General features: G+C 41.4%; 20 protein-coding genes and 3 tRNA genes. 18 read left to right on the top strand and 5 right to left on the bottom strand.

Annotated features, from left to right (window positions below):
• The first annotated feature begins 19 nt into the window (after positions 1–19).
• The 18 genes from ychF to BLS16_RS07290 all read left to right on the top strand — a co-directional run bounded on the left by ychF (position 20) and on the right by BLS16_RS07290 (position 16,249).
• Complete coding sequence (ychF, locus tag BLS16_RS07205) at positions 20–1,120, top strand: redox-regulated ATPase YchF (protein WP_092331709.1); 1,101 nt, start codon at positions 20–22, stop codon at positions 1,118–1,120.
• A gap of 194 nt (positions 1,121–1,314) precedes the next feature.
• Positions 1,315–1,602 (top strand): 30S ribosomal protein S6, encoded by a 288-nt coding sequence (rpsF, locus tag BLS16_RS07210; protein ID WP_014905338.1) that lies wholly within the window; start codon positions 1,315–1,317, stop codon positions 1,600–1,602.
• Between the two features lie 18 nt (positions 1,603–1,620).
• On the top strand, positions 1,621–2,031 hold the full coding sequence (locus tag BLS16_RS07215) for a single-stranded DNA-binding protein (protein WP_092331712.1): 411 nt from the start codon (positions 1,621–1,623) through the stop codon (positions 2,029–2,031).
• A gap of 20 nt (positions 2,032–2,051) precedes the next feature.
• Positions 2,052–2,282, top strand: a complete 231-nt coding sequence (gene rpsR / locus BLS16_RS07220; protein WP_014905336.1) for a 30S ribosomal protein S18 — start codon at positions 2,052–2,054, stop codon at positions 2,280–2,282.
• A gap of 289 nt (positions 2,283–2,571) precedes the next feature.
• Positions 2,572–2,862, top strand: coding sequence for a MazG-like family protein (locus tag BLS16_RS07225; RefSeq protein WP_014905335.1), 291 nt, complete (start codon positions 2,572–2,574; stop codon positions 2,860–2,862).
• A 42-nt stretch (positions 2,863–2,904) separates the two neighbouring features.
• A complete protein-coding gene (locus tag BLS16_RS07230; protein WP_242876223.1) occupies positions 2,905–3,822 on the top strand; it encodes a DUF2232 domain-containing protein in 918 nt (305 codons plus the stop codon).
• 13 nt (positions 3,823–3,835) lie between these two features.
• On the top strand, positions 3,836–4,282 hold the full coding sequence (gene rplI, locus BLS16_RS07235; RefSeq protein ID WP_092331717.1) for a 50S ribosomal protein L9: 447 nt from the start codon (positions 3,836–3,838) through the stop codon (positions 4,280–4,282).
• Positions 4,283–4,334: 52 nt separating this feature from the next.
• Positions 4,335–6,242: a Lon family ATP-dependent protease gene (gene lonC / locus BLS16_RS07240; protein WP_092331720.1), complete on the top strand. Its 1,908-nt coding sequence runs from the start codon at positions 4,335–4,337 to the stop codon at positions 6,240–6,242.
• 91 nt (positions 6,243–6,333) lie between these two features.
• Positions 6,334–7,668, top strand: coding sequence for a replicative DNA helicase (gene dnaB, locus BLS16_RS07245; RefSeq protein WP_092331723.1), 1,335 nt, complete (start codon positions 6,334–6,336; stop codon positions 7,666–7,668).
• 211 nt (positions 7,669–7,879) lie between these two features.
• The gene (locus BLS16_RS07250; protein WP_092331725.1) at positions 7,880–9,292 is read left to right on the top strand and encodes an NAD(P)/FAD-dependent oxidoreductase; all 1,413 of its coding nucleotides are present in this window, start codon (positions 7,880–7,882) and stop codon (positions 9,290–9,292) included.
• A 65-nt stretch (positions 9,293–9,357) separates the two neighbouring features.
• On the top strand, positions 9,358–10,656 hold the full coding sequence (gene purB / locus BLS16_RS07255; protein ID WP_486598906.1) for an adenylosuccinate lyase: 1,299 nt from the start codon (positions 9,358–9,360) through the stop codon (positions 10,654–10,656).
• A gap of 27 nt (positions 10,657–10,683) precedes the next feature.
• The gene (locus tag BLS16_RS07260) at positions 10,684–11,967 is read left to right on the top strand and encodes an adenylosuccinate synthase (RefSeq protein ID WP_092331730.1); all 1,284 of its coding nucleotides are present in this window, start codon (positions 10,684–10,686) and stop codon (positions 11,965–11,967) included.
• 451 nt (positions 11,968–12,418) lie between these two features.
• Positions 12,419–14,188 carry a methyl-accepting chemotaxis protein gene (locus tag BLS16_RS07265; RefSeq protein ID WP_092331732.1) on the top strand — a complete coding sequence of 590 codons (1,770 nt, stop codon included), beginning with the start codon at positions 12,419–12,421 and terminating at the stop codon, positions 14,186–14,188.
• Positions 14,189–14,549: 361 nt separating this feature from the next.
• Positions 14,550–14,625: transfer RNA gene (locus BLS16_RS07270), tRNA-Glu, on the top strand.
• Between the two features lie 8 nt (positions 14,626–14,633).
• Positions 14,634–14,709, top strand: a tRNA-Phe gene (locus tag BLS16_RS07275).
• Positions 14,710–14,964: 255 nt separating this feature from the next.
• Positions 14,965–15,645, top strand: coding sequence for a PhoH family protein (locus tag BLS16_RS07280; protein ID WP_014905325.1), 681 nt, complete (start codon positions 14,965–14,967; stop codon positions 15,643–15,645).
• Positions 15,646–15,763: 118 nt separating this feature from the next.
• Positions 15,764–16,069, top strand: coding sequence for a DUF3846 domain-containing protein (locus tag BLS16_RS07285; RefSeq protein ID WP_092331734.1), 306 nt, complete (start codon positions 15,764–15,766; stop codon positions 16,067–16,069).
• Positions 16,070–16,174: 105 nt separating this feature from the next.
• Positions 16,175–16,249, top strand: a tRNA-Gly gene (locus BLS16_RS07290).
• Positions 16,250–16,602: 353 nt separating this feature from the next.
• Here BLS16_RS07290 and BLS16_RS24860 read toward each other — a convergent pair.
• From BLS16_RS24860 to BLS16_RS07315, 5 genes are all read right to left on the bottom strand, one after another.
• The gene (locus tag BLS16_RS24860; protein WP_092331737.1) at positions 16,603–16,896 is read right to left on the bottom strand and encodes a LysE family translocator; all 294 of its coding nucleotides are present in this window, start codon (positions 16,894–16,896) and stop codon (positions 16,603–16,605) included.
• Positions 16,878–17,210 (bottom strand): LysE family translocator, encoded by a 333-nt coding sequence (locus BLS16_RS07300; RefSeq protein ID WP_207649736.1) that lies wholly within the window; start codon positions 17,208–17,210, stop codon positions 16,878–16,880. Before BLS16_RS07300 ends, BLS16_RS24860 begins: the two co-directional genes overlap by 19 nt.
• A 501-nt stretch (positions 17,211–17,711) precedes the next feature.
• Positions 17,712–18,386, bottom strand: a complete 675-nt coding sequence (locus tag BLS16_RS07305) for a DUF421 domain-containing protein (protein WP_092331742.1) — start codon at positions 18,384–18,386, stop codon at positions 17,712–17,714.
• A 181-nt stretch (positions 18,387–18,567) separates the two neighbouring features.
• Positions 18,568–19,830, bottom strand: a complete 1,263-nt coding sequence (locus BLS16_RS07310) for an Nramp family divalent metal transporter (RefSeq protein WP_092331745.1) — start codon at positions 19,828–19,830, stop codon at positions 18,568–18,570.
• Positions 19,827–21,125, bottom strand: a complete 1,299-nt coding sequence (locus BLS16_RS07315; protein WP_092331747.1) for a magnesium transporter — start codon at positions 21,123–21,125, stop codon at positions 19,827–19,829. Before BLS16_RS07315 ends, BLS16_RS07310 begins: the two co-directional genes overlap by 4 nt.
• Positions 21,126–21,275: the final 150 nt, after the last annotated feature.

Below are 21,275 nucleotides of genomic sequence, written 5' to 3' on the forward strand. Positions count from 1 at the left end.
ATTATGAGGAGGTTCTGACATGACGTTACATGCAGGAATAGTCGGTTTGCCAAACGTAGGCAAGTCGACATTATTTAATGCCATCACACAAGCCGGGGCGGAAGCCGCAAATTATCCGTTTTGCACGATTGATCCTAATGTTGGAATGGTAGAGGTTCCTGATTCACGTTTGCAAAAGCTGGCAGAGATGGTTAATCCGAAAAAGGTTGTTCCAGCGACTGTGGAGTTTGTGGACATAGCCGGACTTGTTAAAGGAGCAAGTAAAGGGGAAGGTTTAGGTAATAAGTTCTTATCTCATATTCGTGAAGTCGACGCAATTGTGCATGTCGTACGGTGTTTTGAGGATGAGAATGTTGTCCACGTAGAAGGTAATGTAAACCCAAAGCGAGATATAGAAACGATTGATCTAGAATTAATCTTATCCGATATGGAAAGCATAGAGAAACGTTCAGATCGAACCTCCAAACTCCTAAAAACGGGGGATAAAAAGGCACAAAGTGAAATTGCACTTTTAGAACGGTTAAAGGAAGTGTTCAATCAAGGCAAAGGGGCCCGTTCCTTGACCTTTACAGATGATGAGAAGGAGATTCTGAAGGGATTTCCACTCTTGACTCTAAAGCCGGTGCTTTATGTTGCTAATGTTAGTGAAAGTGGGTTAGCTACAGCAGCTGATAATCCCTATGTTCAACAAGTTCGGGAGATTGCCGCTGAAGAAGGTGCGGAAGTCGTTGTTGTCTGCGCTCAAATTGAAGCGGAAATAGCGGAACTTGAGGCAGACGAAAAAGCTGTTTTTCTGGAAGACTTAGGGCTTGAAGAATCTGGCTTAGATCGCTTAATTCGTGTTGCCTTCCACTTATTGGGTTTAATGACGTTTTTTACTGCTGGCCCCATTGAAGTGAAAGCATGGACTATTTATCAGGGAACAAAAGCTCCAAAGGCTGCGGGGGTAATTCATACTGATTTTGAACACGGTTTTATCCGAGCAGAAGTAGTTTCTTATAAAGATTTTGTTGAGTTTAACGGATTAAATGGTGCCAGAGATAAAGGGTTAGTTCGTCTGGAAGGCAAAGAGTACATTATGAATAATGGAGATATTGTTCACTTCCGTTTTAATGTATAGAGAATAAATTGATTTGGAGTATCGGGCTAAGGTATAGAATGCGTGCTCGTATTATAATTAGAAAAACTATGAATGTGGTAAGTTATCTTAAAATGTTGCTTTTTAAAGTTTGAAGTGGTATAATTTCTGCTTGGTAGTCTAAATATCCCTGCTCCGTAAAGTCGGGGCCGTTTAGTCCGAGGGGAGGTGCAAATATGAAAGCGTATGAATTACTTTATATCATTCGTCCAGACTTGGATGAAGAGGCAACTACGGCACTTGTAGATCGTTTAGCCGGGCTCGTTGCTAGCAATGGCGGAGCTAACTTAACGGTTGAAAAGTGGGGTAAACGTCGGTTAGCCTATGAAATTGATGATTACAAAGAGGGCCAATATATCCTTATGAATTTCGAAGGTGAAGGCCGTACATCTCAAGAAATTGAGCGGGTTATGAAAATATCCGACGATGTAATCCGTTTCTTAACCGTTAGAAAAGACGACTAATAGAGCGGGGGGGCATATATGTTAAATCGTGTCATCTTGATAGGCCGTTTGACGAAAGACCCCGAATTGCGATACACCCCAACAGGTGTAGCGGTTGCGAATTTTACATTAGCAATTGATCGCAATTATAAGAATTCTCAAGGGGAAAGAGATACCGACTTTATTAATTGCGTGGTTTATCGGCAGCTTGCTGAACTCTGTGCTAATTATTTAGCTAAGGGTAAACTGGCATCAGTTGATGGTCGAATTCAGGTGCGTTCGTACACTGGACAAGATGGTCAAAAGCGCTGGGTAACAGAGGTTATTGCTGAAGATGTTCGTTTCCTAAGTCCGAAAGACAGTGGAGGCGGAAGCGCAGAATCGAGATCCTCTGGAGGAAATAGTTCCTTTGGACATGAAGTAAATTTGGATGATGACATCCCATTCTAATAGGGAAGGGGAGAATTAGTATGAAACGTGAACGCGGACGTCGCCCACGCAAGCGGGTGTGCAGTTTTTGTGTAGATAAAGTTGAGTCAATGGATTACAAAGAGACACATAAAATTCGTAAATACGTTACGGATCGTGGTAAGATATTACCTCGTCGTATTTCAGGAAACTGCGCTATGCATCAGCGCCAAGTAACATTGGCCATCAAACGGGCTCGCAGTATTGCTTTATTGCCATATAGTGTAGAGTAGAAGAAAGGGAGCGAGAGCTCCCTTTTGTATTTTTGCCTTATACCCTTAACATTGTTGTGCAATGGTTAAATTTTCATTAATCAGAACTGCAGGAGATTTATAGGTTTATCACGAACTGTATCTGGTAGGCATGGTTTGTATTCTCTGACAGTTTTTGCAGATTGTGAACTGTTGCAGCCTAAGCTGAGATGAGAATTATGCAGAGCATGGAACTCCTACTTAGACAGAAGTAGGGGCCTCTGAAATGGATGGAGATTAGGAGGGGGCATCTCTGGATATTGAAGTAGATGTGGTTAAAGGATTAAAAGCTATTGATGAACTAAAGGTTAATCTAATTCAGGCACAGTGGCTTGTTCATCATGGAACTTTAAGTGGATCTGAGGATGAAATGATTCAGGGTTTAGCTGATCTTGTAGGAATGAGTTATTTGTTAGCCAGAAGATTAGGTTTTGATTTTTCAAGGCTTGATCGTATGTTATTGCAACGTTTAGACAGTTTAAAGATCACGGATGAAATGTGTCTTGAAAAGCAATGGGGAGATTTGAGCTTATTATTAAGCTACTTAGCTCCCGAGGACTAACTTTAATGGGGAAAGTTGGAGATAATGTTTATTAGTGATGAAATGGCACAAGATTATTTGGCCAGAGGAATTCTGATGACCTTTCCGGTTGTGGGAATCGCTATGGGAACCTGGGGATTTTTTTGGGAAGTATTTTTATTGTTTAGTGTATTTATCGTAGGTCGTCGCAAAGGAATACTTACTGCCTCCATCTTTTTAACCCTTGGCTATATCGCCGCCTTGCTTGTCTATCGGGTAAACGCAATTAATTATCTAGGCTTCGTACCTCTGGCAGGTTTGCTGGGAGTTTTCGGCTGGCAAAAGGGATGGCCTGTTCGGGTGAATTTTTTTTGGAGTGCTGTCTTGGCAGGAACCTTAGGAGTAGCCCAGACCCTACCTTTTATTGTGCATGGAATTGATGCTAATACCGCAAGTGCTATGATCAATACAACCATAGAACAATACCAAGCATCCGGTATGCTGGAGATTATGGGTCAGCAAGGGATAAACGAGGTGCAGATCCGAGATATTTTGCAACAGGGAATTGAGATTTATGCTTTAGTCATTCCGAGTATAGCAGCGATTTTAGCGATTATTGAATTCGGTTTTGTTTTTTATTTTGTGAGACGCCTTTTTAGAAAGGATTTAGTATGGGTTCCGTTTACTCATTGGCGTCTTCCCTGGTACTCAGTTTGGGGTGCAGTTTTGGGAATTGCTTGTTATCTCTTAGGGGATCAATTCTCTTGGGCTTTTATCCGGGGGCTAGGGATTAATCTTATGGTTGTTTATGGGGCCTTAACCCTTGTCTTAGGAATTTGTGCCTACCTTTTTCTGTTACAATCACCGAAAATTCCCAGGATCCTTAAATGGGTGTTAATTTTATTGAATTTAATTTATTTCATGTTTAGCTTTGTGAGCATTATTATATTTGGATTGTTTGATCTAGTTGTGAATTTCCGTCGTCTACCGGAAGAATCATAAAGGGGGAGCTTTCATGAAGGTAATTCTTCAAGCTGATGTAAAAGGAACCGGCAAAAAAGGACAGATCTTAGAGGTTGCAGATGGATATGCAAGAAATTTTCTATTCCCGAAAAAATTAGCTGTTGAAGCTACGACAGGTAATATTAACGATATTTCTCATAAAAAGGCTGTTGAAGAGCGACGTAAATTAAAAGAAAAAGAAGATGCTGTTTTATTAGGGAATAAATTAAGTACCTTCAAAGTAGAAGTAAAAACAAAAACCGGTGAAGGCGGCCGTTTGTTTGGCTCAGTAACCAGTAAAGAGATTGCCGATGCCTTAAAAAAACAGCATGGTGTGGAAATAGATAAACGGAAGTTAGATCTGAAAGAACCGATTAAAGCTCTTGGCAGTTATGAAGTTAATGTGAAGGTTCATCCTGAGGTTATTGCTAAGCTTCAGGTACATGTAAGCTCAATCTAAAATCGATTTCAACTGATATCAAATAATCTGTTCTCGTGAAAGGGGACCCCTAATGAAAGGGATTTTGACAAAATGGTTAAATCAAGCAAATCACGGAGACCGGTTACAAGATGAGGAAGAGTGGAGTCGGGAAGTTGAAGCACTTTATGTGTTGCTTTCAAATTATTATGGAACTGATAAGCTAGTCCTTAAGGCCAGTCGCTTGGAGGCACTGGCGCTGATGCGCTCGGATATACTGACTGAGCGTGTTGCAGGATTAAAGAAAATTGTCTCTGATGATCCGACGGATCAAAGGATACCAAAGCTGCAAGAAATACCCCAATTCCTAGATGAAGTTGAAGAGCAAATTGCAGACCTTATTGCACGGCGTGCTGTTGAAGATCGTCTGGAACGTGTAGTTTCCGAGAAGATGCAAGAACGGCATGAGGATTACGTCAAAGAGATTAAAATGAATGTGCTTAAAGAAACTACTGGGCCCGAGAATGCCCAAACTCTAAAAAAGTTAGCTATTCTGGAAAAGATGAATACTATTTCACTTAAACGCTCCGCTATTGATGTACTCCGTCCTCAGGCTGTAGAAGAAATTGTTGGGCAGGAGGCTGCCGTACAGGCTCTCCTAGCAAAGTTGGCGACACCCTATCCTCAACATATGATTATTTATGGCCCTCCTGGAGTAGGCAAAACATCTGCGGCTAGGGTTGCTTTGGAGACAGTCAAGAAGCGCTCCTTTTCTCCTTTTTCTAAGGATGCTCCCTTTGTTGAAGTGGATGGAACAACCTTAAGGTGGGATCCTCGGGATGTAACTAACCCTCTCTTAGGTTCCGTACACGATCCAATCTATCAAGGTGCCAAGCATGACTTAGCAGATACAGGTATTCCTGAACCGAAAATGGGCTTAGTAAGCGATGCTCATGGAGGGATTCTTTTTATCGATGAAATTGGAGAAATGGATCCTTTGCTTTTGAATAAGCTTCTTAAAGTGCTTGAAGATAAGCGGGCGTTTTTTGATTCCTCTTACTATGATCCTGGTAATGTGCAGATACCACAATGGATTAAGAAGCTTTTTGATGAGGGGGCTCCGGCAGATTTTGTGCTCATTGGAGCCACCACCCGGGATCCTGGCGAGCTTAATCCAGCCCTGCGTTCACGCTGCTCTGAGGTATTCTTTGTCCCTTTGGAACCGAAAGATGTCCAAAGAATTATTTACCAGGCAGGTGAAAAGCTGGGTGTAATTTTAGACGACAATGTTCCGGAGATAATTAGTGAATACGTCATTGAGGGTAGGAAGGCCAATAGTATTTTGACAGATGCCTATGGTCTAGCTAGGTATCGTAACCCGGATCAAGAGCAAGTAAGAGTGACAAGCGCAGATGTTTATGAGGTTCTGCGATCTGCCCGGCTTACCCCTTTTATTTTCCGTAAGGTTCAAAGCAATGTGGAAATTGGCAGAGTGTTAGGACTGGGAGTAGCAGGCTTTTTGGGTTCTGTTTTGGAGATTGAGGCGATTACCTTTACAGGCTTAGAGGGTAAAGGGACCATTCGATTTAATGAAACAGCAGGAAGTATGGCCAGGGATGCTGTCTTTAATGCAGCCGCTGTTATTCGTGACCTTACAGGGGAAGATATCCGGAATTATGATGTTCATGTTAATGTAATTGGTGGGGCGAAGATTGATGGTCCTTCAGCTGGACTGGCAACCACCCTAGCCATTTATAGTGCTTTAAAAAAACAGCCTCTTCGACAGGATGTTGCTGTGACAGGTGAGATTTCCATCCAAGGCAAAGTTAAACCCGTTGGCGGCATTTATGAAAAGATTTTCGGTGCTAAGCAGGTTGAAGTTCGAAAAGTTTTAATTCCATTTGAAAATATGGCGGATGTACCGCAAAGTTTACAAGGAATAGAAGTTGTAGCGGTCAGTACGATTGAAGAGGCAATGAGCCACATTTTTATTCAAGATTAAAAGTTATAACTTTTCCCAAAGGCCCTTTTACTTTCTTTTATTTGCAGGGATTCTTGGCATCAATGCCGATTAGAACCGGAGGAGAGAGAATATGGAACTCATAAAAGTTCCACCACAGAATTTAGAGGCCGAACAAGCGGTCTTAGGGGCAATGATGCTTGAACCGGAGGCTGGAAGTGCGGTCTTTGAGATGCTTCAACCGGATGACTTTTATCGAGACAATCACCGTTTAATGTTTTCAGCAATTCGCGATCTCTCGGAAAAGGGGGATCCGGTTGACCTGGTCAGTGTTGCTGAGGCTTTACACCGCCAAGGGCGATTGGAACAAGTCGGTGGCATAACCACAATTTCTGAAATTGCCCGTTCCGTTCCTACTGCGGCAAATGTCGAATATTATGCGCGGATCGTTTCGGAAAAATCCCTTCTTCGTCAGCTTATTCGGGCAACTAGCAGTATTCTGGAACGGGGCTATGAGCCAGGGGAAGAAGCCCATTCCCTATTAGAAGAAGCAGAAAAACTGATTCTGGATCTTTCCAGACAACGAGTTAAAGATGGGTTTAGTGCGATTCGGGATGTTTTGTTAGATACTTTTGAAAAAATTGAGCATCTTTACGCTAATAAAGGAAATCTCACAGGTGTTCCTACTTTTTTCACCGAGTTAGACAGAATGACCTCCGGATGGCAGCCTTCAGATTTAGTGATTATTGCAGCGAGACCTTCAATGGGTAAAACGGCCATGGTACTAAATATGGCCCAAAATGCTTCAGTTCGAGCTAAGGTGCCTGTGGCAATTTTTAGTTTAGAAATGTCTAAGGAACAGTTAGTTCAACGAATGCTCTGCGGAGAGGCTATGGTCGACCAACAACGTGTAAGGACGGGAGATCTATTAGATGCGGATTGGCCTAAGTTGACCCGGGCAGTGGGGCCGCTCTCTGATGCGCCAATCTTTATTGATGATACCGTTGGTATTTCCTTGGCGGAGCTTCGTTCAAAGTCTCGGAGACTAAAGACGGAGCACAATTTAGGGATGATAATTATTGATTACCTTCAGCTCTTGTCGGTTGGAAAAAAATCTGAGAGCCGACAGCAGGAAGTTGCCCAGATCTCCAGATCGCTTAAGGGTCTGGCTCGTGAACTTAAAGTACCGGTCATTGCTTTGTCTCAGCTTAATCGAGGAGTTGAACAACGCCAAGATAAGCGACCAATTATGTCAGATTTGCTAGAGTCAGGGGCAATTGAAGCAGATGCGGATGTGATTTCATTTATTTATCGAGATGAGTATTATCATCCGGAGTCAGAGAAAAAGGGAATTGCGGAATTGATTATTGCAAAACACCGGAATGGCCCGGTAGGTACCGTTGAGTTAGGTTTTCTTAAAGAGTTCACTAAGTTTGTGAATCTTGATCGACAACATCAAAGTGCTTAAGTCATATTTTCCCTTGCGAATTTTAGCAAGGGTTTTTTGTGTGTTTTTATGATAAATTAGTGAAGTCGAAATGTCGAATGTTTTATGTATTTTTTAGATTAATGTTCGACAATTGGATTGACAATGAGAGGCTGGATTGTTAAGATAAAATTGTTTGCGAATGTGGTTATTTATAATTCTAAAAATTAACGGCTCTTAGGAGGGAAAACCATTGAAACATAATGTTGATGTCTTAATTATCGGAGCCGGTCCGGCCGGAATTTTTACGGCCTTAGAGTTAACGAAGCATAATAAGGATCTGAAAATTCTAATTGTTGATAATGGGCGAAGTATTGAAAAGCGAAAGTGTCCTGCGCGTACTACAGGAGTTTGCGGAGGCTGTAATCCTTGTGCTATTACCAGAGGGTGGTCGGGCGCAGGAGCTTTCAGTGATGGAAAGTTGTCTCTAAGTCCTGCAGTAGGCGGTCGTTTAGTTGAATATATGAGAGAAGATCAAGCTCAAGATTTAATTGATTATGCCGATTCTATCTACAGACATTTCGGAGCTCAAGAAACAGTGTACGGCTTAGATAACCGTCGGGTTGAAGAGATTGAGTATGAAGCATCTCGTCACAATATTACCCTGATTCATTGCCCTGTTCGACATTTAGGAACAGAACTGGCTTACGATGTCCTCAAGGGTATGTATGAGCATCTTATGCAAAAGACCAATACAATTTTTTGGGAACTCGCTGAGGTAAAGAATATCCTTGCCGACTCGGAAGGTGCTATCGGTGCTGAAATTCAACGTCGAAGTGAAGAAGAACTTGATGAAGTGTATGCCCGCTATGTGGTTGCAGCCCCTGGCCGGGGCGGAGCGAATTGGCTTGCCGATCAGACAGTTCGCTTGGGTGTCGTAACAGAAAACAATGAGGTGGATATAGGTGTACGTGTCGAGGTTCCTAATTCTATAATTGATCATTTAACACGTGAACTATATGAACCTAAGCTAGTGTATTATTCAGATACCTATGATTTGAAGACACGGAGCTTTTGTGTCAATCCCGGCGGTGTAGTCTCAGAAGAGCACTATGACGGGAATATTGCGGTTGTAAACGGACATAGTTATGCCGATGCGACTAAAAAAACTAAGAATACGAATTTCGCCTTATTAGTGTCCACTCGTTTCACTGAACCCTTTAACCAACCAATAGAATATGGACGATATGTCGCCCGATTGGCTAATATGCTGACTGGTGGGGGTGTAATGGTTCAGCGCTTAGGAGATCTTTTACAAGGGAGACGTACCACAGAGGAACGCTTACGGAAGTCTACAACGGTTCCAACTCTTCGTTCAGCTGTTCCGGGAGACCTGAGTTATGTACTCCCTGAACGCTACTTGACCTCTCTGATTGAGACGTTGAAAGCCTTTGATAAAATTGCCCCTGGTATGTATTCCAAAAACACACTATTATACGGGGTAGAGGTTAAATTTTACTCATCTAAAGTTAAAGTTGCGCCAAATTTTGAAACAACCATACCTAGGTTATATGCCATAGGAGACGGAGCAGGAATAACCCGAGGGTTAATGCAGGCTTCGGCCACAGGAATTGTTGTTGCCAGAGATATTGTCGCTAAAGAATAGTTAGTAATTAAGTATAACAATTTAGATCCATCTAAGGGGTTAAGAATGACTGGGGGCGAAGTTTGTTGCTCGATCGATATACGCATCAGGAAATGGGAAAACTGTGGCAGGACGGATATGAATATGAACGCTGGCTGCAAGTTGAATTAGCAGTCGCCGAGGTTATGGCTAAGCGGGGGGAAATCCCTCAAGGAGCTATGAAGGAAATTCGGGAAAAGGCCAAAGTTAATCCAAAAAGGGTTTTAGAAATAGAAGCTATCGTGCGCCATGACCTAATTGCTTTTTTGCAAGCAGTCGTAGAGGAAATAGGGGAGTCGGGGAAATATTTGCACCTTGGCTTGACCTCTTCCGATGTTAAAGACACGGCATTAAGCCTTGTCTTAAGAGATTCCGGGCTGTTGCTTAAGAAAGACTTAAAAGAGTTACGAGATGCCTTGGCTAAGCGAGCGTTGGAGAGTAAGTATACCGTAATGGTCGGGCGGACACATGGCATTCATGCAGAGCCCCTTACCTTTGGCTTGAAGCTAGCCTTATGGATTGCCGAGATTGACCGCCAAAGCGAACGTCTTGACCAAGCTATAGAATCAGTTAGTGCGGGAAAAATTTCAGGCGCTGTCGGAACCTATGCTAACGTCTCTCCAGAAATAGAAGAGGCTGTATGTCAGGAACTGAAGTTAGGAAATGCTCTGGTAAGTAATCAAATCTTGCAAAGAGATAGACACGCCCATTTTGTTACTACCTTAGCCCTGGTTGGCGGCTCTATCGAAAAAATAGCCACAGAAATTCGAAACCTGCAACGTACGGATATCCTAGAAGTTGAAGAACCCTTTGCAGAAGGGCAAAAGGGCTCTTCTGCAATGCCCCATAAGCGCAATCCAATCATTTGCGAGCAAGTGTCCGGAATGTCGAGACTGTTAAGAGGAAATGCTCTAGCAGCAATGGAAAATATTGCCCTTTGGCATGAGAGGGATATGACTCATTCTTCCGTGGAGCGGATCATTCTCCCGGACAGTTGTATTTTGCTGGATCATATGCTTCGCCAGATGACCAAGGTTATTTCTGGACTCAAAATTCGTGATGATCAGATGAAGAAGAATCTCCAGAAGACCTATGGATTGACATCATCTCAACGCGTACTTTTGGCACTTGTTGAACATGGATGTATGAGAGAAGAGGCCTACGCTTGGGTTCAACAAAATGCTTTTCATGCCTGGGATCAAGGGCTGGATTTTATAGATGTTGTATCTGAGGATAGTCGGGTTCTAAACTATTTGACGAAAGTGGAGATTCAAGGCTTATTTGATTTAGGCTATCATCTGCGTCACGTGGAGGATATCTTTAAGCGACTAGGATTAGAAGATTAGAGCTGGAAAGATGGGAGGAAAATCTATATGGCTGCTGTTGTGTTAATTGGTTCTCAATGGGGGGACGAGGGAAAGGGCAAGATAACAGATTTCCTGGCAGAGAAAGCAAATGTTGTTGTTAGATATCAAGGCGGAAATAATGCTGGTCACACGGTTGTGGCAAATGGAGAAGAGTTTAAACTCCATCTTATACCTTCTGGAATCCTTTATGAAGACAAGACATGTGTTATTGGCAATGGTGTAGTGATTGATCCGAAGGTACTACTAGAAGAATTGGATTATCTGGAGAAGCGTGGTATTAAAACAGGGAAACTAGTCATTAGCAGCAATGCTCATATTATTATGCCCTACCACAGGGTACTGGACGGCTTGGAAGAAGAGGCACGTGGGGACCATAAAATCGGAACCACCAAGCGGGGAATTGGGCCCGCCTATATGGATAAAGCGTCTCGAATTGGAATCCGTGTGATTGATTTATTAGACAAGGATGAGTTTGCTGAGAAGCTTCGGCGGAATTTAGTAGAAAAGAATAATTTGTTTGTAAAGGTCTATGGCAAGGAAGCTCTCGGCTTCGACGAGATTTACGATACCTATATGGGCTATGCGGAAAAAATCCGTTCAATGGTCACAGACAGCTCCCTTACCATTGATGAAAGCATTAAAGCAGGAGAGAAAGTTCTCTTTGAGGGAGCACAAGGCACTCTGCTGGACATAGACCATGGTACCTACCCGTTTGTAACCTCTTCCCATCCGATTGCTGGTGGAGCTTGTATTGGAGCGGGAGTAGGCCCTACTCGTATCAATCGTGTAATTGGGGTTATTAAAGCCTATACCACTCGTGTCGGAGAAGGACCTTTTCCTACTGAGTTATTAGATGAAGTTGGGGAAGAAATGCGGAAGAATGGACACGAGTTTGGAACTACGACTGGTCGGGCACGACGATGCGGCTGGTTTGATGCGGTCATAGCTCGTTATGCTGTTCGAGTGAGTGGAATTTCAGATTTTGCAGTGACTAAACTTGATGTTCTAACAGGATTTGAGAAACTTAAAATTTGCGTGGGCTATAGTGTTGACGGACAGATTATCCGTGAATTCCCCCAAAGCCAAAAAATATTCAAGCTATGTCAGCCTGTTTATGAGGAAATGCCCGGTTGGAACGAAGATATTACCCAAGTTCGTCGCTTTGAAGAACTGCCTCAGGCAGCTCAAAACTATATTCTGCGGATTGAAGAATTGTCTGGAGTGCAGGCTACCTTAGTAGCAGTAGGACCTGGGCGTGAGCAAACTATTGTCCGCGGAGAGATTTTTTAGGAGTACTACTGCTCAATTTTATAATACTAATTAGAAAAGGGAAGCGTGTCTTTGATATGCTTCCCTTTTTGCTATCTTAGTGGGATGTTTTAGCAGCTCTGTCTAGACTGTTCCAGAGAAAGATTAAGATTTCAGCATACAATAAGGAATTTTGAGGATCAAGGTATGTTATTGAGAGGCAGTCAAGTTAAATGTTTGAAATTAAGGAAATAGTTACAGCGTGTCGAAATCAGGATTAAATTGGCGATATGTATATAATATTGGCACTTGATGTGATATATTCATAAGAGAAATATGACACTATCGAAATCTCTACATTGGATAGAACACTGACTAGATGACTAGTTTTAGCTAAGTCATGTAAGTTCAGGTACAGTTGTTTATGTAGCCTTGGATAGGTTTTGTCATTGTTCTGCAGCTATAAGTATTTGACAGAAGGGGATATACAGAAATGACAAAAATTAAGTACCGAATTATTCTTATGTTAATAACATTAGCCCTTATTATGGGTTCCATTCTCGGTGGGTACAGCATTTATAATTTACTAGTTGCAGAAAAGGCTAATCTTGAACAGTATCGAACTACCCTGTACGATCAATTCGATCGGACGATTATGCTACAGGTACAGACTGCTCACAGCTTAGTACAGGATGTTTACAATAGCCAGCAAAGAGGAGAATTGACTCCAGAAGAAGCAAAGAAGAAGGCGGCGGATTTAGTAAGAAATTTGCGCTTTGATGATGGCAATTACTTTTGGATTGATACCACAGAGGGAATAAACGTTGTTCTGCTGGGAAGAGATACTGAAGGTAAATCTCGCTATGAAGCCAAAGATAGCTCGGGAAGTTTTTTTATCCAAGAGATAATTGCTAAAGGAACTCAGGATGGCGGGGGCTTTACAAATTATAGTTTTGCTAAGCCGAATGAAACAGAGCCTTTGCCGAAAAAGTGCTATTCCTTGCTATTTAAACCCTATAATTGGGTAATCGGGACTGGGAATTGGGTAGATAATATTGATAAACTTGTTGAAGCCAAACAACTTGAATTAGAACAAAAAGCTAAACAAGACATTATTTTCACGCTAGTATCCATGTTCGTTGCTATAGGAATATCACTTATGCTAGGGACTATGTTAAGTAAGAAGATCACAAATAATATTGTAGCAATAGCCAAAAATGCCGATGAAATTGCCAAAGGAAACCTCAAGGTTGAGAATCTTAGTATTGATTCTAAAGATGAGTTAGGTCAACTGGGCAAAGCTTTTAAAACAATGACGGAAAACTTAATTGAGCTGGTTGAACATATATCATCGTCTTCCAAGCAAGTTGCTGCCTCATCTCAGCAGTTGAGTCTGGGAGCGGAGCAATCTGCTCAAGCCTCGCACCAAGTGGCGGTAGCTATAACGGAGGTATCTTTAGGTGCTGAGAAACAGCTGACTGCCGTCAATGAGACATCGGCAAGCGTCGAAGAGATGTCAGCAGGAATCCAACATATGTTGGAGAATGCGAAAACAGTGGTAAAGTCATCGGAAAAGACTGCACACTCCGCGTCTGAAGGAAGTCAGGCGATCGATAAGACGATTCAGCAAATGATGAACATTGAAAGAACGGTCACCGGATCAGCCGATATGGTTACGAACTTAGGAGAGCGTTCCAAGGAGATCGGACAAATTGTAGATACCATTTCCGGTATTGCAGCCCAGACCAATCTTCTCGCCTTGAATGCGGCCATTGAAGCAGCACGAGCCGGCGAACAGGGTCGTGGTTTTGCGGTGGTTGCAGACGAGGTAAGAAAGTTGGCAGAACAGTCTCAAGAAGCCTCAAAGCAAATTGCGACACTAATTGCGGGTATCCAGCAAGATACACAAAAGGCTGTGTTATCGATTAGTGAAGGTACCCATCAAGTCAAATTGGGAACAGAGGTAGCAGAAACCGCAGGACAAGCCTTTAGCGAAATAACGGGTTTAATTAATGTAGTAACCGCACAGATTGAAGAAATCTCTGAAGAGATTCAACAAATGGCTGTAGGCAGTGAAAGAATAGTCGCCTCCGTTTCGGAGATCTATGAGACGAGTAAAGAAATTACAGGACAGACCCAAACTGTATCGGCGGCCACAGAGGAACAATCAGCCTCGGTGGAGGAAATTGCCTCTTCCAGCCAGGTGTTGGCTAATATGGCGGAAGAGTTGCAGGAAACTTTAAAGAAGTTTAGCGTAGATTAATAAGGTTTAGTGAAATGAGTTATAAGATGGCCTAGCCTTTTAGCGCCCCCATTCTATATCTATAGTGGGGGCGTCATGAAGACTAAGTCATCCTTTCTTTATACCCAACGTGTTTGCTGTTAATGATTACCTAAATGGGATAAATCCTCTTAAACGTCAGAGACTACTTAAAAAAGTAGTTCGAAAACCTGAAAAGGTATAATAAATTTGGTAGTTTCATTTTTAAAGTAAAATGGCATTTCTAAGCGCAAGAAATTTGCCAAATAACTATAAGAATTAAAGAATTAGTGTTGACAAAAGTAGCTACTTAGTGTAATATTCATATTTGTGAGCGCCTTTTAAATGCCTCACAAACTATAATGGCCCGTTGGTCAAGCGGTCTAAGACACCGCCCTTTCACGGCGGTTACACGGGTTCGAATCCCGTACGGGTCACCATTTTGTTTGCCTCGGTAGCTCAGTCGGTAGAGCAGAGGACTGAAAATCCTCGTGTCGGCGGTTCGATTCCGTCCTGAGGCACCATCATATGGATGTAGTTATAAGGTCATAATTAGATAGCAAAACCTAAGGTTCTGTAAATTTCCTGAGAGGAAATATCAGGACTTTTTTTGTGTATTTAATATTTGTGAAGGTTGTCTAAGAGTTATAGATTGCAAATGCTATTGAATTAAGTTAACATTTTTAGAAATACTAGAAAATGAATTGTCAGTTATTGTGGATGAATTAACAATAACAGGAACAAAGGACTTAAGGATTCACAAAAGGATGGTGAGGACTATGCCCTTAGCGGAGAATAACTTGCTGTTTGGGTTTGCACCTAGACTGACGGCAGAACAACGTGAATATGTTGATGCAATATTTGATTATCAATTAGTAATGGTTAATGCTAAGGCGGGAACTGGAAAAACAACTTTGGCGGTTGCATGTGCTAAGCTTTTTAAGCAGCCACTTACATATATTTTTAATCCAGTCCAAGAATCCGCAATGGGTTTTAGACCTGGGACTCAGTCAGAGAAGGAAAGCATTTATCATCAACCCTTGATAGATGCTTTATTAGAAATAAATGAGAACCCAGCTCAATGTGTTTATAATGAAGAGGCGCTAGTGAACGAAGCTATACGTAGAAAGGTAAGTATGAAGCGCGTAATGGATAGCATTTGGTGTTATCCTAAGACTCCTTTATTTCTTAGAGGAACTAATCTTAAAGATATGACGATCATTATAGATGAATGCCAAAATTTCACCGTGCAAGAACTAAGAAAGATATTTACTCGAGTCCATGATTCATGCAAAGTTATATGTATTGGACATTCAGGCCAGATTGATATTCCAGCTGCTAAAAGCGGTTTTGTACCGTACATGGAGCATTTCAGAAGCCAACCCTATTGTAAAATTTTAACATTATCCAAGAACTTTAGAGGGGAGCTCGCAAATTGGGCAGACTCCTTCCAAGGTTAACTAAAGTTTTGGAGGTTCTTTTATTTTACTAAGGGTAGAATATTTATGAATATTGAGGTATTCTTACCTGAAGTGACTTTATATCTAAGTCCATAGTAAAATAGAGGAGGTAGTTAGATTGAGAGTATTAGTAAGAGAACCGATCAATCAGCCTTTACAGTTGAAGGAAATTGAAGGTACGTTTGAAGACTTCCAAGAAATGGTTGGAGAGTCTATTGAAATCGTACCTATAACAGACAACATTGTGTGTATCTGTAATGAGAAAGGTGAAGGCCAAGAACTAGGAAGGAATTTCTACGATGACCGGCTAGGTTGGGTCATGGGGACTTGCGTATTTACTGCAGCTAAAAACTCCGAGTTTGATTCTCTTTCAGATCAGCAAATCGGATACATATCGGAATATATCGGTTTCCCGGTAGTCTAATAACCTTTGGCATTAGAAGTTGACAGATTTGAGCTTTCCGCTTATAATTCTCTTTGTCAGGAAAAAGGTGTCCAATGATAAAAAGGACAAACTCTCCAATATAATGCGGACGTGGCTCAGCGGTAGAGCATTGGCTTCCCAAGCCGAGGATCGCGAGTTCGAATCTCGTCGTCCGCTCCATAAGAAAACGTAGACACCGCAAGGGATTGCGGTGTTTTGATTATTACTGCAACAGTATATCAAAATCCTTTTGACTGCAATTTTACTGCAACGGGGAAAAAAATATGATGCAAAATAAAAAAGATCGGGTTGACCGATCTTTTGTGGTTTTATCGAGCTGATTTTATGAGATCTCCTAAACGCGCGATGGCTCTTTCTTTGCCAAGGGTAGAGCTGTGGCCGTAAATATCTAATGTAGTACTGGTTTTAGGTATTGATCCGGAACTTAAATACAAATATGTTTGCCCTAATAGCTACAGGTCATCTAAAGATTTCATGCTTCTGAAATTTTTAGATACATTATTTTTGGGTAGCTAATTTAAGCCTAAGCTAAGGAAAATAAAACCGGTTATGATTTTTATTCTTCTTTGAACCCTGCTGCTTTTGAAAACCTTGCTACATCTATGGATGAAGAAGATAAGTAAAGAATACCAAGCTAAAGACACAATTGAATATAACATTGTCAAAGATAACGATTGAACTAATACATTAGAATAGTTGTGAATAAACTGAGGGAAAAAAGATATGAAAAATAAGGCCGCCTTAGGATTTGTGACGCTGGAAGTAAAACCTTTGAGAAAAGACTTTATTATTGCTTCTGTACGTATTGATGAGTAGTATCACTTCTACCGGGCACATCATCAATATCTTTTAAATCATTTTTATAAGCAGAATATAAGCTAATAGCCCCAAGAGTTGCCAGGTATCCTGCACCTAAAAGTTTAACTGTCTGAAATATCTCTGATGATTTAATGATCAATATGGATAGACCTATGGAAAAGAGAATAGCGTGAACGTAAAGACCGGAAATAAAGCCAACTACGTTATAGAGTCCCGCTTTCTTACCATATAGACTAACTGATTGGGCGACTAATATAGTATTTGGACCAGGAATCATAACGAGTATAGTTACTAACCCCATAAAGGAAATTAGTTCGGATGCCGAGAAATTCAAAAGATCATCCCTTTCAATGGATCGCAGTTTTCGATAAAAGGTCATACAACCAAATTATAGTTATTATACCTCAAAACGCTTGTAAATTGACCAATATTAATAATTAGAAATCACAAAAAGTGAAGGCACCCAATTTATCGAATAGAATATTGCATTCTACGATAAATTATTGTATGACGTGTAGGGTATCTTTTTGCGAACCTTAGAAAAGATACAAAGTTAACGACTCGTGCGATTCAATACATAATGCAGGACTGAATTTTGTAGGTATTTTCTTTAGTAATCAGTGAAAGGTTGGTAGATAACGAATCCCCTAGTAGTAGGGTCAAATTCGTCAGTACTGACGAATTTGAGCTGCCCCGTTATCCATTTTGATTCCCGCATTTTAATAGTTTTAATAACAGCATATGTAGGCTTGTTCCGCGTGGTGAAGGCTAATCCCCATAATCCATAGAAAATTTATAATAATTACTTTTCAATAACAAATAATCCATCTTCCTCTCGCCATTCTGCATAAAAAATATTATTAATATCGGTATAGCCCTGTAGTTTCAGCTCATTTCTAAGCCAAGATTCACTTAGGTTAGCTTTTAGTAACTCATCTGAGAGTATTGTTCCATCACTTACAAGAAGCTTGGGTAGTGATTTGCTTTTGAAAGGAATTTTGAGATCGCTTAGTGTCGGGGTATCAAATTCAGGTTTTCTTAAAACGGTCAAAGACCCATTTGCTTCGAGGATAGCATATTCAACTTCCCGAACAGAAAAAACATCTTTAATCCTTAGCAGATTAAGTAGTTCATTAATGTTCATACGGTTTTTTTTAAGGGCTTGGCGGTTAATGACTCCCTTTTGAATAACTAGAGAAGGTGTTCCCTCCAGAAGGTTTCTAAATAAAATGGACTTTTGACCTAAAAATTGAATTGCAAAGATTAGGAGTCCCCAAACAGTAATGGCATAAAAGACTTTTACTATGCCGGTGTCGTCGTCATAGATGGCATTCCCTAGAAGCTCACCCATGATTAGAGCTGAAATAAAGTCAAAAGCAGTGAGTTGTGTTATTTGAGTTTTACCTAAAAATCTCGTAACTAGTAATAAACTAAAAAAACCAAAGATCAGCTCTACTGTCAATTGCCCAAAGTCCATAACTAGAACACTCCTTTTTTCACCTATGCAGATAGATTAAACGATAACTATAGGAATATACCCTAATGGAGTAAATCAACAGTATTCACTGCTGGAGGAGCTTCCTCAAGCACAAAAAATAGGCACCGTGGTGCCTATTTTTCATACTCGAAAAAGCTTTCATATTGAACTAGAAGGTTGGCTACAATCCTATGCTTCTGAAAGCATTAGTGGCTAATTCAGGGAACAGGGTAGATAGTAGCAAAAGTAGAGAAAGTAAAACTAGGATTAAAGTGAATGTCCAAGCGATAATATTAAAAAACGTAGAATTAACATATTCCCCCATGATACTTTTTTTGCTGGCGATAAGAACCATGAAGATTAAAATAGGAGGTAAAAGAGCCCCGTTAACCACTTGAGTCGTCAACATAACATGATATAAGGATAACCCAGGCCATAAGACAATAGCTGCTCCTAAGACAATTAAGATAGTATATAGACTGAAAAATACCGGGGCTTCTCTATAAGACTTGCTGATCCCGTGTTCAAAACCGAAGGCTTCACAAACAGCATAAGCAGTACTGAGTGGCAGCACGAAGGCTGCTAACATTGAAGCACCGAGTAAGCCAAAGCCAAACAATAAACTGGCATATTCTCCGGCTAAAGGTTTTAGCGCTAGAGCAGCATCCTTAGCAGTTTCTATGGGGATATTATTGGCAAAAAGAGTAGCGGCAGTGGATACGATAATAAAGAAGGCAATGAATCCGGTAAAGAAGGTTCCGATCAAGACATCCCAGCGTGTATAGCGATAATCTTGAGCAGTGATTCCCTTATCGACGACTGAAGACTGAACATAGAATTGTCCCCAAGGTGTAATCGTGGTTCCTATGACCCCGACAACCATGAGCAGAAAGGCGGGGGTTCCCAAGAGGGTGGGAGTGATAGATTCGACGAAGACTTGCGGCCAAGGCGGTTTGACCATAATCCCGGAAATAACATAACTAAAAAATGTTAAGCATAAAAACAGAAGGATTTTCTCCATTTTGGCATAATCTGTTTTGATGACAAGCCACCAAATTATAAAGGCCATAATCGGAACGGAGAGATATTTATTCACACCAAATATTTCGAAGCTTGTGGCAATCCCCGAGAATTCAGAGGTGGTTGTCCCCAAATTAGCAATTAAGAGGACGCTCATTGCAAAAAATGCCCATTTGACTCCGAAGTTTTCCCGGATTAAATCTGAGAGTCCCCGGCCGGTTACTGCACCCGTTCGGGCTGAGATTTCTTGAGCAATGGCCAGGAGAACAGTACTTATCAGCATGGTAAAGATAAGGGAGTAGCCATATTTAGCCCCTGCTGCAGCATAAGTTGCGATTCCACCGGCATCGTTATCAGCAAAGGCCGTAACCATTCCCGGCCCCATGATAGCAAAAAACAAGGCAAAACGTGCTTTTAAGTTCATTCGCTATGCCCTCCTTTCGCTTGGCGCCGGCGGGCAATCAAGGTGGAGTAAATTTCCACCCGAGGTCGGTCGGGCATCAATAGTTCTAAGACATCGTCAACGGTGATGATCCCCAAGATATGATCTTGGTCATCCACGACAGGCACTGCCAGTAAACCATATTTATGAATTGTATCGGCCACCTTTTCGTGATCGTCGTAAGGAGAGATCTTAACAACTTTAGTATGCATTAAATCTTTAAGTGTAGTTTCAGGGGAGGCAATAATCAGCTCCCGGAGGGAAAGAACACCCTCTAGGGTTTCTTGCTCATCCACGACATATAAATAATAGATAGTTTCTGCCTCAGGAGCTAAGCGTCTTAGTTCGTTAATTGCTTGCTCAGCAGTAAGCCAAATCGGCAATCCAATAAATTCTGTTGTCATAAGAGAACCGGCAGTGTCTTCTTCGTACTGCATTAATTCGCGAACATCTTCGGCATCGTCCGATTCCATTAAACTTAGAAGCTCTTCGGATTTCTCTGAGGATAATTCACTTAGAATGTCAGCTGCCTCATCAGGTGGCATTTCCTCTAAAATATCAGAAGCTCGTTCCTCATCCATTTGGGTAATAACTTCAACCTGTACATCTAATTCCATCTCAGTTAACGCGTCAATGGCCTGTTGAGAATCCAAAGAGTCAAGGAAAGCAGCTCTTTGCTTATAGTCCATGTCTTCTATCAGATCCGCGATATCTGCAGGATGAAGTTGACGAAGCTGCTCTTTTTCACGAGTGAGCTGAAGAGCTGAAGTCCTGTTTTCCAAAGGTTTAATAAACTGGCAACCAACAAACTTATTATCTAGGCGACTTAATAAGAACTCTGCCCCTAATCTTCGGAATAAGCCACGCACACCAATATCTACTGCTACTAAAACAATATAATTGTGACCTTCCCGAGCCACCCAAGACAATGAAATGTCATTGACCCGTACTATTCTTGAGCCTTCTAAGTCGATGATTTGTTTATCTAACAGCCATTTACCTATAAACGTTTCATCCTCATGTATAGGGCAGGTTAATTTGGGATTAAACGCTGTATTAAGCCTCATTCCGTTATGATCCCAGGAATCGACTAACTTAATGGGAATTAAGTCATGTGCCCCTTTTGTGTAACGAATACCTGTAACATGAGGAGAGACACTATCCCAACGGATTGCCATATCCAGTAATCGACCAACCCGATGTCCTTTAGCATCTCTAATGGGTTTGTTAAGTAATTGACTAAAATAAAATTCTCCTAATACTCTTAAGTCCTCCATTTAACTTCCTCCTTTCAGCAACGGAGGTCTGGCACCATCGGAAAAATCGAGATGATTCGGTTTAAGAACTGGAAACGCGAGTGATAAGGGCCAGAATCCATAAAATCCACCTCCTTTAATGTTCGGAAAAACTAATGGGGTAAAAGAAAA

Source organism: Desulfosporosinus hippei DSM 8344 (assembly GCF_900100785.1).
GTDB lineage: Bacteria > Bacillota > Desulfitobacteriia > Desulfitobacteriales > Desulfitobacteriaceae > Desulfosporosinus > Desulfosporosinus hippei.

Excerpts from the sequence above, each read along its gene's own strand:
- rpsF (WP_014905338.1), top strand. The coding sequence starts at position 1,315 with ATGAAAGCGTATGAATTACTTTATATCATTCGTCCAGACTTGGATGAA.
- BLS16_RS07315 (WP_092331747.1), bottom strand. The coding sequence starts at position 21,125 with ATGGAGGACTTAAGAGTATTAGGAGAATTTTATTTTAGTCAATTACTT.
- BLS16_RS07215 (WP_092331712.1), top strand. The coding sequence starts at position 1,621 with ATGTTAAATCGTGTCATCTTGATAGGCCGTTTGACGAAAGACCCCGAA.
- rpsR (WP_014905336.1), top strand. The coding sequence starts at position 2,052 with ATGAAACGTGAACGCGGACGTCGCCCACGCAAGCGGGTGTGCAGTTTT.
- ychF (WP_092331709.1), top strand. The coding sequence starts at position 20 with ATGACGTTACATGCAGGAATAGTCGGTTTGCCAAACGTAGGCAAGTCG.
- rplI (WP_092331717.1), top strand. The coding sequence starts at position 3,836 with ATGAAGGTAATTCTTCAAGCTGATGTAAAAGGAACCGGCAAAAAAGGA.
- BLS16_RS07305 (WP_092331742.1), bottom strand. The coding sequence starts at position 18,386 with ATGGACTTTGGGCAATTGACAGTAGAGCTGATCTTTGGTTTTTTTAGT.
- BLS16_RS07280 (WP_014905325.1), top strand. The coding sequence starts at position 14,965 with ATGCCCTTAGCGGAGAATAACTTGCTGTTTGGGTTTGCACCTAGACTG.
- lonC (WP_092331720.1), top strand. The coding sequence starts at position 4,335 with ATGAAAGGGATTTTGACAAAATGGTTAAATCAAGCAAATCACGGAGAC.
- BLS16_RS07310 (WP_092331745.1), bottom strand. The coding sequence starts at position 19,830 with ATGAACTTAAAAGCACGTTTTGCCTTGTTTTTTGCTATCATGGGGCCG.
- BLS16_RS07260 (WP_092331730.1), top strand. The coding sequence starts at position 10,684 with ATGGCTGCTGTTGTGTTAATTGGTTCTCAATGGGGGGACGAGGGAAAG.
- BLS16_RS07265 (WP_092331732.1), top strand. The coding sequence starts at position 12,419 with ATGACAAAAATTAAGTACCGAATTATTCTTATGTTAATAACATTAGCC.
- BLS16_RS07300 (WP_207649736.1), bottom strand. The coding sequence starts at position 17,210 with ATGGGGTTAGTAACTATACTCGTTATGATTCCTGGTCCAAATACTATA.
- BLS16_RS07230 (WP_242876223.1), top strand. The coding sequence starts at position 2,905 with ATGGCACAAGATTATTTGGCCAGAGGAATTCTGATGACCTTTCCGGTT.
- dnaB (WP_092331723.1), top strand. The coding sequence starts at position 6,334 with ATGGAACTCATAAAAGTTCCACCACAGAATTTAGAGGCCGAACAAGCG.